General features: G+C 40.1%; 11 protein-coding genes. All 11 read right to left on the bottom strand.

The genetic code is table 11. The features are described from left to right. Nucleotides 1–9: 9 nt before the first annotated feature. The 11 genes from J7E81_RS02210 to J7E81_RS02160 all read right to left on the bottom strand — a co-directional run bounded on the left by J7E81_RS02210 (nt 10) and on the right by J7E81_RS02160 (nt 13,391). Nucleotides 10–1,734 (bottom strand): sensor histidine kinase, encoded by a 1,725-nt coding sequence (locus J7E81_RS02210; protein ID WP_215040509.1) that lies wholly within the window; start codon nt 1,732–1,734, stop codon nt 10–12. Nucleotides 1,735–1,965: 231 nt separating this feature from the next. Continuing rightward, nucleotides 1,966–3,114, bottom strand: coding sequence for a galactonate dehydratase (gene dgoD / locus J7E81_RS02205; protein ID WP_215040508.1), 1,149 nt, complete (start codon nt 3,112–3,114; stop codon nt 1,966–1,968). A gap of 15 nt (nt 3,115–3,129) precedes the next feature. Continuing rightward, nucleotides 3,130–4,152, bottom strand: coding sequence for a 2-dehydro-3-deoxygalactonokinase (locus J7E81_RS02200; protein WP_215040507.1), 1,023 nt, complete (start codon nt 4,150–4,152; stop codon nt 3,130–3,132). A gap of 36 nt (nt 4,153–4,188) precedes the next feature. Further along, nucleotides 4,189–4,824, bottom strand: coding sequence for a bifunctional 4-hydroxy-2-oxoglutarate aldolase/2-dehydro-3-deoxy-phosphogluconate aldolase (locus tag J7E81_RS02195; RefSeq protein ID WP_215040506.1), 636 nt, complete (start codon nt 4,822–4,824; stop codon nt 4,189–4,191). 44 nt (nt 4,825–4,868) lie between these two features. Beyond that, a complete protein-coding gene (locus J7E81_RS02190; RefSeq protein ID WP_215040503.1) occupies nt 4,869–5,693 on the bottom strand; it encodes a carbohydrate ABC transporter permease in 825 nt (274 codons plus the stop codon). Next, on the bottom strand, nt 5,690–6,568 hold the full coding sequence (locus J7E81_RS02185; RefSeq protein ID WP_215040502.1) for a carbohydrate ABC transporter permease: 879 nt from the start codon (nt 6,566–6,568) through the stop codon (nt 5,690–5,692). Before J7E81_RS02185 ends, J7E81_RS02190 begins: the two co-directional genes overlap by 4 nt. Before the next feature lie 119 nt (nt 6,569–6,687). Then, nucleotides 6,688–8,013, bottom strand: coding sequence for an ABC transporter substrate-binding protein (locus J7E81_RS02180; RefSeq protein WP_215040497.1), 1,326 nt, complete (start codon nt 8,011–8,013; stop codon nt 6,688–6,690). 198 nt (nt 8,014–8,211) lie between these two features. Further along, nucleotides 8,212–8,964 (bottom strand): IclR family transcriptional regulator, encoded by a 753-nt coding sequence (locus tag J7E81_RS02175; protein WP_215040495.1) that lies wholly within the window; start codon nt 8,962–8,964, stop codon nt 8,212–8,214. 209 nt (nt 8,965–9,173) lie between these two features. After that, entirely contained in the window at nt 9,174–9,362 is a 189-nt protein-coding gene (locus J7E81_RS02170; protein ID WP_215040494.1) for a hypothetical protein, read from the bottom strand. A 103-nt stretch (nt 9,363–9,465) separates the two neighbouring features. Further along, nucleotides 9,466–11,016: a carboxylesterase/lipase family protein gene (locus J7E81_RS02165; protein WP_215040493.1), complete on the bottom strand. Its 1,551-nt coding sequence runs from the start codon at nt 11,014–11,016 to the stop codon at nt 9,466–9,468. A 98-nt stretch (nt 11,017–11,114) separates the two neighbouring features. Then, nucleotides 11,115–13,391: a glycoside hydrolase family 3 protein gene (locus J7E81_RS02160; RefSeq protein WP_215040492.1), complete on the bottom strand. Its 2,277-nt coding sequence runs from the start codon at nt 13,389–13,391 to the stop codon at nt 11,115–11,117. Nucleotides 13,392–13,444 lie beyond the last annotated feature (53 nt).

Below are 13,444 nucleotides of genomic sequence, written 5' to 3'. Positions count from 1 at the left end.
CCTTTTAATTTAAATTAAATCATTAGGAATTTGTATTAGGACCGTCGCACCCTTACCCTGTTCATTGAAAAATCGTATCGCTGCCTTTTCTCCGTATAACAAACTTAGTCTCTGTTTCACATTCCAAATCCCCATCCGCTCCCCTTCCTCATTGGTTAAAGACTGCTCTTCATTTAAACTTTGTAAAACATCCTCTGGGAACCCTTCTCCTGTATCTTGCATTTTAATTTTTAAAAACTTAGAATCTGATTCTCTCATTACCTCTATAAAAATATTAAGAGAGTCATCAAGATTAAAGGCATGTTTTATGGAGTTTTCGACAATGGTTTGAATGACTAATGGAGGTATTTTGCAATTTAAAAATTCTGGCGGTGATTCAATATAATATTTAAAGGAATCAGGGAATCGAAGCTGTTGGATTTTCAAATAATTTTCCGTGTGTTTTAATTCATCCTCCAATTTAACAAAATACGAATTACTCCGACACATAAACCGGAAATAGTTGGCCAGACATTTTGCCATCTCCTGAATGATAGAAAAATCCTTTACTGTAGCCAGATTATAAATGATATTCAATGAATTAAGAAAAAAGTGCGGGTTGATCTGCAGCTGTAAATGTTTTAATTCCGCCTTTTGTAAATTTAGCTTTTCTTCATATACATTAATTTTTAAATCCTTAATTTCCGAAACCATATGGTTAAAGGTACCATTCATCATCCGAAATTCCGTCGAATTCCGATTGGCAGGAAGACGAATATCGAGATCTCCTTTTCGCAGTTTCTTCATAGCGGAAACAATTTGATTGATAGGTTGTAGAAAAACTTTTCTCATAATAAAGATAAAAAATAGTAGAAACAATACGGCTAATAAAGTGATTAACGACGAAATCCTCTGTAAAAATGGAAGTTTCTCGAGAATTTCCTTCTCGGGAATTAAAGCTGCAAGATAGAAATTAGCTTGTGATGATTTCTTTTTCATTAATACAAACCGATCTTTTTCCCCAGTTATGACATACCTTTTCTGTTTAATGGTTAAATCGATCTTTTCCTTCTTAATAAAGGCTTTATTAGTAATAGGTTCAAAGTTAGAAGTTGCCAGCAATGCCCTTCCTGTATCACCAAAATCAATATATTTAAACGGAGTAATCAGTTTGTCCATATTTACCCAGGCACCAACATATACTCCATTAACGTTATAATATTGTATCAGGTAATAATTTTGTTTCCCCTTCCAGATATTCCAAGTCCCTTCTCGAAGTTCATTAGGATTCTTTTCAAGTAACTGATAAATTTCATCTCTTGCATCATAGCGCTTAAAATAATCTTCTGAAGAATTTTGGGTAAATAATAAATCCTTATGGGCCTTTGAGTAGATAAAAATGGAATCAATGGAAGTGTATAAATAAGATTGATTGGTAATCGTATTAAATAAACGAATTTTTGCTTCTTCATAATCATTGGAATCAAAGGAGTTATTATATTGAAGATAATATAAGTCGGTATTGTTCTGGGTCATTTGAAAGATATATTTCCCCGCACCATCTAATCCTTTATCAATTTGGTCCATATAAATATTCAGCATATTTTTGTTTGACTGGGCTACCTGACTCCTTATCACTTCCACCGCATAATAGTTATTTACAATATGAACAACGATTAGCGGACCAATAATAAATAACACACTAAAAAAGAGTTTAAATAGCAACGAGTTAAAAATAGGCTTCATCGTCCACATAGGTAGCCCTCCTGATGTAATCCCTTACAAACTGCTAAATCTTATTATACACGATTTATTTTTCGAATAATGAAAAAATTTTAAATTAATTGTCGGCAAATTCATTCTAAATTCCTATATCGATTACCCTCGAGGAACTTTACACAAAACAAAAAGGCTATCATATTGACAGCCCTTTACTACTTAATGATAAAAAAACACTCTTTCCAGCAAAAAGATAACCCAAATTGCTTACCACTCGGCAATACTTCCATCCTTATGCCGCCAAACAGGATTTCGCCAATTGTGACCAACAACAGCTTGCTTTCTCACAAAATCCTCGTCAATCTCAATCCCTAGCCCAGGCCCTTGCGGAATCGAAACATATCCATCTTTATACTCAAAAACGGATTTATCCTTAATATAATCCAGCAGGTCATTACCTTGATTATAATGAATCCCCAAACTTTGCTCCTGTATAAAGGCATTATGTGCGGTTGCATCAACTTGAAGACAAGCCGAAAGAGCAATCGGTCCTAATGGGCAGTGCGGTGCTAGAGCAACATCATAAGCTTCTGCCATTGAAGAGATTTTCTTGCATTCGGTAATCCCGCCTGCATGCGACAAATCTGGCTGAATAATGTCTACATGGCCATCTGCTAGAATAGTTTTAAAGTCCCAGCGTGAAAACATCCGTTCTCCTGTGGCAATCGGGATGGAAGTATGTTGAGCAATCTCTTTTAATGCTTCATTATTTTCAGACAGCACAGGCTCCTCAATAAACATAGGACGGAACTGTTCCAATTCCTTTGCTAGAATTTTGGCCATCGGTTTATGCACACGTCCATGAAAATCAATGCCGATTCCAATATATGGTCCGACCGATTCACGAACCGCTGCTATCCGCTCCAATACCTGGTCAATTTTTTCATACGAATCAACATACTGAAGCTCTTCTGTTCCATTCATCTTTACTGCCGTAAAGCCGGCGTCGACTACCTTCTTGGCCGCCTGACCAACTTCAGATGGACGGTCTCCCCCAATCCACGAATAGACTCTGATGGAATCCCGGCAGGCCCCTCCTAAAAGCTGGTATACAGGAGCATTAAAGTATTTTCCTTTAATATCCCAAAGCGCTTGGTCAATTCCAGAAATGGCACTCATCAGGATTGGGCCGCCGCGGTAAAATCCGGAACGATATAACATACTCCAATGATCTTCAATCCGTAGGGGATCTTTGCCAATTAGATATTCCATTAATTCTTCCACACAAGCCTTAACGGTTGAGGCCCTTCCTTCAATAACCGGTTCTCCCCAGCCCACGATTCCATCATCCGTTTCTATTTTTAAAAATAACCACCGTGGAGGGACTTGAAAAAGCTCATAACTGCGTATTTTCATCCAAAACACCCCTAATTAATCTATTAAACTGGTAACATCAGGGCATCTTGAAACAATCTCTTCTGCCCCGAAAACGACGGAATACTCAACCTGCTGGTCATTCGCCTCCATAACTTTCCAGTCCTTATTGCTATACCTTAATAAGTGGGCAAATACCTTGCGTAATGGATTGGAACCGCCTACAATACACCATTGGATATCATCAGACATTTCCAATGATTGAAAAAGAGCCTGAAGGTCAGTATAGATCACAGCACCTGTAAAATAATTAGCCCGCTGGTTCGCATCCAGATTCGCAAATAAGTGAAACAAGCGAACATGATAGAACGTCCTTGTTAATCCATATTTCTTTGCAGCTTCAAACCCCTTCTCAAGCATACTCTCGTCAATAACTTCCACTAACTTTTGATCCAGTGAGCTGGAAAGAATCGTTTCCTTCTGAAGAGATTGAAGTGTTTCCCCCCCTAAAGTGGATAAGCAGTATAACAACTGCTTGTGCTCGTCGACGGATACAAACTTGGTATGAGAACCTGGAAGGATCATCATTCCCTTGCCTTTTACCTTCAATTGCTTCAATAACCCAAATGTTTCTACTTCCTCCCCGCGCATAACATCAAAAGCATTAATAGGAGGAATCGGATCATCTGAACTGTCGTATATAACCGAATTTTTCATCCCCGGAATAAAGATACAAGGGATATCAAAAAATTCTTTGAGTATTACTGCTTTAGAACACCTCGCAAAGTCATTTACACCAGCAGGGCTTGGAATGTGAGGAATTTCATATACTCCAAGATTCGAGGTAATCATCCCTGATGCAATAATATATCCAATGTCAGAGGCCGCTAAATGATTTTTCATTAGTAATCGTGCTATTCCCTCACTTAATTTAGCTTTCAGATGGTCATGGTCCCCTGAAATCGCTGTATCTCTTACCCCCACACGAATCTTCTCAGCATCAAGGACTTGGCTGGTTGTTCTATCGTAAAGCCTTATTCTGGAGTTGGTCGTTCCAGAATCAATCAGGATTACCTTCATTGCCAGCACCACTTTTCTTTTGAAATTCATATATGCTTAATCAAATGTTTGAGCAATGGCTGCGAAACATGCTGCCCGTCTTTCAATCTCTGCAAAATCACCTGACATCATAAGCTTTTCATCTACGAGTGAACTGCCAATTCCCAAGGCGCTTGCTCCTGCCTGTAAATAATCCGGTGCATTCTCGAGCGAAATCCCTCCGACAGCCATGGTTTCGATAAAAGGTAACGGGCCTTTTAAGTCTGATAGATATTTAGGTCCAAGCGATCTAATCGGGAATATTTTTACCATTTGAGCCCCGTATTCATGGGCGGTCAGTGCCTCCGTAGGGGTCATGACTCCCGGGATAATCGGTACATTATAACGGTTTGCTGTTTCAATTGTTTCTTTTTTCGATGTTGGGGTGAGAATAAAGTCTGCACCAGACAGAATGGCAAGTCTTGCCGTCTCTGAATCTAGTACTGTCCCTGCCCCCATCAGCAATTCTGGATACTTCTCCTTCATCCGTTCAATCCCGGCAAGAGCTCCAGGGGTATTCATCGTGATTTCAACTGCACGAATGCCCCCCCGATAAAGACTTTCCACCGTCTTTTCCAGCCCTTCAAGAGAATGACTGCGGATGATGGCCACCAGTTTTGTTTGTCTTATTTTTTCTAATGGCAAGGTTATCATTCTGCTCATCTCCTATTTGCTCATCTAAATATCTGCCGACAGCCTTAGCCCTTTACACTTCCGCCGGTTAAACCTGCAATAATATAGCGCTGGGCAAATAGTGCCAATATCAGCACCGGTGCTGTGATGGTAACCGATGCCGCCATTAAGCCTCCCCAGTTTATATCAGAGTACGAAATGAAGTTAAAGATCGCAATCGGCAATGTTTTTGTGTTATCACCTGCAAGAATTAAAGAGAACATAAAGTTATTCCAGGAAAAAATAAACGCCAGAATCGAGGAGGTGACAATCCCCGGTCCAGAGATCGGAAGCATTACTCGGATAAACGCAGTAGGAATCGAACAGCCATCTACCCGTGCGGATTCTTCCAGTTCATGGGGAAGCCCTTCAAAAAACGGAATCATTACCCAAATAATAAATGGCATTGTGACTAGCATATGGCTTAATATTAATGAGGTATACGTGTCGATTAACTGCAATTTCGAGAAAATAATAAACCAGGGAATCAGGAAGGATATCCCCGGTACAATTCTGGCAACAAGGATTAATAGTCCCAGGCCCTGCTGCTTATATTTGGCAATTGCGTAAGCGGCCGGAAGCCCAAGGATTAGTCCGAAAAGGGTCGCCCCTATTCCAACGACAAAGCTGTTCCAAATAAACTGAAGAAAAGAATATTCTTTAAAAATACTGATGTAGTTACTGAAATTCGCGGTGATATCAAAGATTTTAGAGGTATTCAATATTTGTACTTGCGTTTTGAATGACGCAAGAATCATCCAAAGAAAAGGTAGCAAGAACAAGAACAGGGCAAAGTAAACCCCCACATGAGTAAGGACGACACTGATTTTCTTAGGTTTTTTTCCGCTCATAGGTTTACCCCCGCTCTTTTCCGTAATAGGATTGTAAAGATACTGATGGATAGAACAATCACAAAGAAGACCATCAGCAGGGCCGAAGCCTGACCAATTTTAAAGTATTGGAACCCTAAGACATATCCGTAAATGTTAATGGTTTGCGATGACGTACCTGGTCCACCTTGTGTGGTTGCATAAATAATATCAAAGGTTTTTAACGCATCAATCATTCTAAGTAAGATAGCAGAGTAAAGTGTTGGCTTTAGAAGAGGAAGCGTAATTTTGCTAAACGATTGCCATGTATTCGCTCCATCAATCATCGCTGCTTCATAGGGGTCCTTCGGCAGGGATACTAGACCCGCAAGCACGATTAATGCGATCATTGGTGTCCATTCCCAAACATCAATGAAGATTAACGAAGGCATGACAAGATTTTGGGATGTTAGCCATTCTTGTCCTGGCAACCCTAACTTATGTAAAAAAACATTCGCAATCCCAATGTTTGGCTCATATATCAATACCCAGATTAACCCTACTGCAACAGGGGTTGCCACCATTGGCAGCAGGAATAAGGTCTTTACAATTCCTTTTCCAACAATATTCTGGTTCATCAAGATGGCAAGGCCCACTCCGAGTACCGTTTCAATTGCGACGGAGGCAATAGTAAAGTAGAACATTAGTTTCAAAGATTTTATAAAAAGTTCGTCATGAAAAAGCTCTGTATAATTTTGAAACGCTACCCACAAAGGGGGAGTAATGTTTGACATATTCCAATCATGAAAACTCAGCCAAAAGGTATAGCCCACAGGCATAACCATCATGAGCGCTACAAAAATCACAGCTGGCATAGTAAAAACCCACTTGATGTTACGATCAATCCAGTTTGTCATTTTTCTGTTCCTCCTTACCAGGTCGTGGCTGGACCTAAGACAAACGGCCTCAGAGAGCCCTCCGGTAGATAAAACCCAGATGGCTCACCGAAAGCCGTTAAGAATTAGGTTACATCGACTTATTTTTCGCTTTCAAGAATTTTTTGGAATTCTCCATCTGCTTTTTCTGCAGCTGTCTTTACATCTTTTCCTTCAATGGCTGCTAGAATAACATCACCGATGGTGTCTCGTGCATTTCCTACATTGATAACAACTGGACGATCATAAGGCACACCTTTCTCCCCGCCATTGGCAGCAATCGCCTCTGCTAAATCTTTCGGGAATTTCGCCGTTCCTTCTGAAGATTCCCAGACAGAGATACGTGCACCAGGATTTCCTTCTGTTTGAAGCTTCATAACCATTTCTTTGCTTTCTACCCACTTAATAAACTGCCATGCCGCATCCTTCTTTTCAGAGTTCGCACCAATACCAAGTGCCCAAGAAGTAACATTATAAGGCTTGGCACCATTTGGTCCAGCTGGGAATGGAGCAAATCCGACCTTGTCTGCAACCTGTGATTTAGCTGGATCCGTTGCATTTGTGAATAAAGAGGAAGCATCTGTATAGAACGCTGCTTTTCCTTGAGTAAACACCGCCATTGCCTCTGGCCAGCTCATGTTTAAAGTACCTTTTGGTCCATATTTATTTAACAGATTTCCATAATAATTAAAGGCTTCGATCGCTTCAGGAGAAGTCAGTGACGATTTTCCATCCTTCATGAAGTCGCCGCCAAATCCATATAGGAAGCTGGAGAACTGAGTCACAGCAGCAGCCCTTTTACCACGTGCAACAAACCCAGATACACCTTTAGAAGGATCATTTAATTGCTTAGCTGCCTTTTCAAGTTCTTCAAGTGTTTTCGGAACCTCTAAACCGGCCTTTTCTAAAAGGTCCTTACGGTAGTAAAGAACTTCCGTTTCCGTTACAAGCGGTAATCCAAATAGCTTTTCGCCATCCTTTACACTGCCTAAAGAGGACGGAATGAAATCATCCGTGTATCCCTTTTCTTTTGAAACATAACCTGTCATATCGGCAAAGTACCCGCTCTTATGGAACATCTTTCCGTCTTGAAGCGGACGGAACATGACTACATCGATGTTCTTAGAGTTTGAAGCAAACTCTACAGCTGTTTTTTGTGTTAGCTGGTCCTCAAAGTAGCTATCTACTTTCACTTTTATACCAGTCTCTTTTTCAAACTCTGGCAGCATCTTTTTAATAGATTCTGTCCATGGGTGGTTGGCTGCGACTACTCGAATTTCCTGTACTTTTTTCTCAGACTTATTGGATGAATTTGAACCAGAGGATGTCTCCGAACCTCCGCTGCAGCCCGCCAGTGAAGCACTAATCCCTACCGCTAACGCAAGAAACCCAGCAGCCTTCTTAAAACCTACCAAACTCTTTTTCATAATCTTCCCCCTTATTTTTAATATACTAAAGATTGTGAACCTTGTTAGCGTTTTCATTATATGCTAGAGAAAAACGAATTACAATAGATTTAAAAAAATTTTTTTAGTAGTAATTAATTTTTCAAAAAAAATTTCTTACTGTAATTCGTTTAGATATAAACCATAATTATATTGCAGAAATATTTTCTACTATTGGATTCAGATGGATCCGTAACCCAGACTATTTGATATTTTGATAGAAGTTTCCAACAGCTTCTCTAGGATAATTCCCCTTTGTTTTAGCATTCTTTCTTTCGGACCTGCCACACTGATTGCTGCCTGAATGGTATGGTTCACCCCATATACAGGTGCAGCAAGGCAATACAGGCCTTCCTCATTCTCTTCGTCATCAATGGAATAACCCTGTTGAGCAAACAATTCCAGCTGCTGCAATAAGGACTCTTTATTAGTGATTGTCTTTTGGGTGATGGGCTCAAGTTTCAGTTGACTAATCATTTCTTCCTTCTTATTCGGTGGAAGAAATGATAAAAAAGCCTTTCCTAATCCAGTACAGTACAAAGGCTTGCTTTTTCCAGGTTCTGCAGTGGTACGTATCGAACGATTACTGCTTAGTTTTACTAGATAAACCAATTCGGAACCCTCAAGCATTGCCATAAAGACGGTCTCCTGCACTTCTTCCATCAACTGTTTAAGATAAGGCGTTCCTTGTGAAGAAATATCCAAGGAATCCATTGCTATATTCCCAAGTTGAACCAGTTTGGGACCCAGGTTATATTTTCTAAAGGCATCTGCAGTCAAGTACCTGTTTGTTAGCAATGTTTCAATTAACCCAGAGGTGCTGCTTTGTGGAATGGAAAGAGCTTCACTTATTTCCTTGATTGTTAATCCCTCTGGATACAGTGAAAGCAGCTCAAATACCCTTAACACCCGTTCTGCTGATTTGACAGACATCCATCCCCCCTCCTCTCTTAAATCACATATGTGATTGTAAATCATATATATGATTTACATTCTTATGTTACTACAGGGAATATATTCTTGCAATACCAGTTTTAAAAATTCAGATATATTTTTTTTAAAAGATAAGATCCCTCTCTCTAATACTTTTAATATCATAAAAAGGCAAGGGAGCAATCGATTGCCCCCTTGCCCTTTATGGATTATTGCAGTTTCAACCACTTATCATATTGTTTTTGCTTCTCCTTAATAATCTTATCTTTTATAAACTTTTCAAACTGCCAATCCTGTAGTGGACTTTCACCACCAAGATAATACCCATGCAAGCGCACATATAAAAAGACTCTTTCCACAAAAATGGAAAGAGTCTTTTTATTATCAATAAACCTCATTAAAAGTCATTCAATTATGTTGCTTCTTCAAATAATTTATTTTTAGTTACATGTAAATTTTTATTAATATCGACGGACCAGTTGATCAACTTTTATCTTAATATTAATGGAGCACAGTTTCCTCTCCAAACATAAATTTAGGCGCTGCCTTAAGATGTAAGTCTATTAGTTTATTATCATAGTTATGTTTTACTTCACAGTTTTCGTCGAAAATCATGGTAGCTTCATCTCTTGGCTTGCACGCTGACCACTCAGGAAGTCCCTGATGATTGGGATTACCGCTTTTGGCAAAATGAATCCATGCTTGGAAAATCTGATCCTCAAGCTTGTCTGAAAAGTCTGGTACATTGCAAATTGGAACTTTATCTGTATTGTGGAATACAAAAGGAATCTCAGAGCAATGCCACGCAGGTTTTCCATCATCATAAGGGAACTCAAAGGCAAACATGAAAGAGAAAATAGGTGCTTCTTCATGAATTGCTTTCTTCTCAATAAAATCCTTGGTTGGAGAACGGAACATGGAATCCAGTGCAAGTAGATCAGTAAGGTTCTTGTTTGGATAAGCAGCCTTAAACAAATTGATCAATTCTTCGGAAGACTCTCCATATTTCTCAACAATCATTGGTTTAATCTCATCATCAAAGAGGTCGTATTTATGTGGTACACCAGGTCCAAAAGCAAACTCGCCAAAGACGGTTCCAATTAAAACCGGAATGGTCCTGGCATGCTCAGTAAAGCCTACAACCCGTGGATCTCCAAGATAAAAGTCATTTGGAACAGGATTACCGCCCACATAGAGTCCCTGTCTCGCAATTTCTGGACAAACTTTATTGTAAGCTGAAGCCATAAGGTCATAAGGTACTGTTTCCAGTTTTCCTACCTCACCTTCGGCAAAACCAAGTTCCTTCAGCAAGGCATTTACGATATGTGTCCCGTCAGTTTTTGGAGAGTTCAAAAAGCCGTCAAGCAGTCCACTCTGGATGATCCCTTTATGGAATAATCCTTCTGCACTTGGTGTCTGCATTAAGGACCACACCTTCATACCTCCGCCGGACTGGCCAAAGAGGGTGACATTCTCCGGATCCCCTCCGAAGTTTGCAATATTGTCATGTACCCACCTTAGGGCTGCTACCATATCAGCACTTCCCACATTGGCTGAATTGGCATATTTCTCTCCAAAAGGGGATAAATCCATGTAACCAAGTATATTGAGACGGTGGTTAATAGAAACAACAACTACATCGCCGTATTTGCTCATGTTTTCGCCATCATAAGCTACCTGCTCAATAGACGAACCAGCTGCGAAACCTCCTCCGTGAAGCCAAACCATTACAGGCTTTTTTGCATCAGGACTTATAGTCTGTGTCCATACATTCAGATACTGACAGTTTTCATCCTTCGGCCAATAACGGTGTGGAACCATAATTTCACCTAATGGAACTTCCTGCGAAAGCATGGGACATACGTACCCATAGGAAAGTGCATCCTTCACTCCCTCCCAAGGCTCAACCGGGGCGGGCATCTGGAATCTCTTTGCATCTGCATACTTAATTCCATGAAAGGTGTAGGTACCGTCTAAAATAAACCCTCGAAGTTTTCCCGCTTTTGTATGAACGATAGGTTCAGTGGTTGAACAAACGAATTTTTTGGCCATTTTATTTCCTCCTCAAGATAAAAAATTATTAATTTCACAATAAAATGCTCATATAACACTGAAACCATTTTCACAAGATTTTACAAAAAGCATACGATTTATTTAGTAATTTGATATTTTTCTGTTCTATCATCCTGAATCTTACCAGCCCAATTTAGACCGTAAGCAAAATCGTAAATATGTCCTTCAGAGTCCAGATGACATTCCATGTCGTGTGCAACATCTTCGAGTTGTTCTTCGACAGTTTTCATGTTCGCAGGCATTTGCATTGGCAAAAGGCCAGACGGCTCTGCTCTGCCTGTTAAAATGTCAAAAATCGCTTGATCTTGGACCCCAAAATTCGTAATAATCACATCTACTTTCCCTTCAAATTCTTCTACGATGGTCGGGTTGGATAACAGCAGCGACACTACAACCGGTTTCCCATTCATGGCTTCCACTGTATCTAACACCATATCGAGGTCCGTTGTATTACTTGGGGTCACTGTTTTTCCTTTATACGATCGGTTTAAAACGTCACTCGGACGCTCATCTCCAGCAAGACTTTGTTCTCGGGCATAAGTCGCTGTATAAGGTTTGTACTGAAGACTGATTGGTACATATCCATTTCCGCCGTCCTTCAAGTCCTCGTGGCTATAACCTGTTCCGGATTTTGGTGTACTAATAAAAGCCAGACCAAAATCGGCTTCATCTGGGTTATCTGTCACCTTGAAATATTTCTTTGCCACTTCGACACTAACTGGATATTCGAATTTTTCAGGGGTTGGATGACCAAACCAATCACTACCTGCAGGTGTATACTTTTTAGGAATATAGACAACCTTTTCCTTAGTTAATGGCAGAATGCTATTCTTGTTTTTCAGCATCACGATGGATTTAAGCTGTACATCATATCCTTCCTGCATATACTCAGGTTTTCCGACTTCTTGAACAGTTTGGTCTACTTTCAAATATGGATTTTCAAAAAGACCTAGACGGAAAATATTTTTTAATAATCGTACGGCCGATTCTTCAAAACGCTTGCGCATAGATGCCTCACCATGTTCGGAGACACCCATTTGGTAAGCTTCCAAAATGGGCCCGGCTTCATTATTCCCTCCAAATTGATCGACTCCGGCCATGATTAATTTATAATGACGTTCAGCGACGGTCAGATTTTCGACGCCCCATGGCTTTCCTCCGACAAAGGTATCAATATTCTCCGGTTCATCAGCCGTGATAACCCAATCTGTACAAACCACACCATCATAACCGTATCTTTTTCGAAGCAACTCATTTATTAAGTAGGAGTTATAAGAATTCCCGACATTTTCTCCATTTACCGGGTCTTGATCAACGGATATGGTGTAATAAGGCATTACAGCAGAAGCCATTTTTGTTTTACCTTTTAAGTTAAAGGCACCTTTTGTAAATGGTATTAAATGTTCTGCAAAATTACCTCCTGGATAAACGGCATACTTCCCATAACCATAGTGAGCATCTCTTCCGCTCTCGCCTGAGCCGCCTCCGGGCCAATGTTTTACCATGGCATTGACGCTGTCATAACCCCAGCCTTCTGCAATTTCTTTACTCCCCGCTGAATCCTGAAAACCGTTCACATACCCACGAGCCATATCGGCAGATAGCTGTGAATCTTCCCCAAAGGTCCCATTAAAACGGAACCAGCGGGGGTCGGTTGCGATATCAATTTGCGGTGATAAGGCGGTTGTTATACCTAGTGCCCGATACTCCTTTGAAGCAATTTCTCCAAATCTTTCTGCTATATCTGGTTTAAATGTGGCTGCGAGACCCAGCGGCTCAGGCCACATGGAAATTTTACCGCCTGCTCCCGCATTAAATTCAGTACTTGAATCTGAACCATGCCGTGGATCAGAGCTATTGTTTGCTGGAATACCAAGTCCTGTTCCTTCTGCAAATGCCTGAATATTGTTATTCCAGCGTGCAGCAGTTTCAGGATTTTCTAAGGTAGTGACCAGAACATGTCTCAAATTATCTTTAGACAGAAACTCGATTTGTTCATCGGTTAAATCCCATGGCTTTGCATCGCTTTCTTCGTAGGACTTACCACCATACGTACCAGCAAACCATCCCTGACTTACTGCTGGTATCGCTTGATGCCTGCTATATAACATGAGTCCAGCAATTTGCTCAATTGTCATTTTCGACGCAAGGTCCTTTGCCCTTTCCTCTGGTGTCAGTCTCCAATCTTCATACTTATCAATTTTTCCATCTTTGTTTAAATCTTTAAAAAAATAACCATCTTTTTCAATGATGGTTACCCCGGAGGTTTCGGAATAACCTAACGTTGGTCCATCATTATTTTCTATATATTTAATGTGATCTTCTGTTTCTATTATCGTTTTATGGTCTTTCATTCAAAAACCCTCCCCTTTAATTGTTATGGCTTTTATATGCATTCTTTAATGAG

It is taken from the genome of Bacillus sp. ISL-18 (assembly GCF_018613415.1).
GTDB lineage: Bacteria > Bacillota > Bacilli > Bacillales > Cytobacillaceae > Neobacillus.
This window is presented reverse-complemented; position numbering and strand designations above follow the sequence as displayed.

Bases quoted from the DNA above. Each gene is read 5' to 3' on its own strand.
- J7E81_RS02210 (WP_215040509.1), bottom strand. From the start codon at position 1,734: ATGTGGACGATGAAGCCTATTTTTAACTCGTTGCTATTTAAACTCTTT.
- dgoD (WP_215040508.1), bottom strand. From the start codon at position 3,114: ATGAAAATACGCAGTTATGAGCTTTTTCAAGTCCCTCCACGGTGGTTA.
- J7E81_RS02200 (WP_215040507.1), bottom strand. From the start codon at position 4,152: ATGAAGGTAATCCTGATTGATTCTGGAACGACCAACTCCAGAATAAGG.
- J7E81_RS02195 (WP_215040506.1), bottom strand. From the start codon at position 4,824: ATGATAACCTTGCCATTAGAAAAAATAAGACAAACAAAACTGGTGGCC.
- J7E81_RS02190 (WP_215040503.1), bottom strand. From the start codon at position 5,693: ATGAGCGGAAAAAAACCTAAGAAAATCAGTGTCGTCCTTACTCATGTG.
- J7E81_RS02185 (WP_215040502.1), bottom strand. From the start codon at position 6,568: ATGACAAACTGGATTGATCGTAACATCAAGTGGGTTTTTACTATGCCA.
- J7E81_RS02180 (WP_215040497.1), bottom strand. From the start codon at position 8,013: ATGAAAAAGAGTTTGGTAGGTTTTAAGAAGGCTGCTGGGTTTCTTGCG.
- J7E81_RS02175 (WP_215040495.1), bottom strand. From the start codon at position 8,964: ATGTCTGTCAAATCAGCAGAACGGGTGTTAAGGGTATTTGAGCTGCTT.
- J7E81_RS02170 (WP_215040494.1), bottom strand. From the start codon at position 9,362: ATGAGGTTTATTGATAATAAAAAGACTCTTTCCATTTTTGTGGAAAGA.
- J7E81_RS02165 (WP_215040493.1), bottom strand. From the start codon at position 11,016: ATGGCCAAAAAATTCGTTTGTTCAACCACTGAACCTATCGTTCATACA.
- J7E81_RS02160 (WP_215040492.1), bottom strand. From the start codon at position 13,391: ATGAAAGACCATAAAACGATAATAGAAACAGAAGATCACATTAAATAT.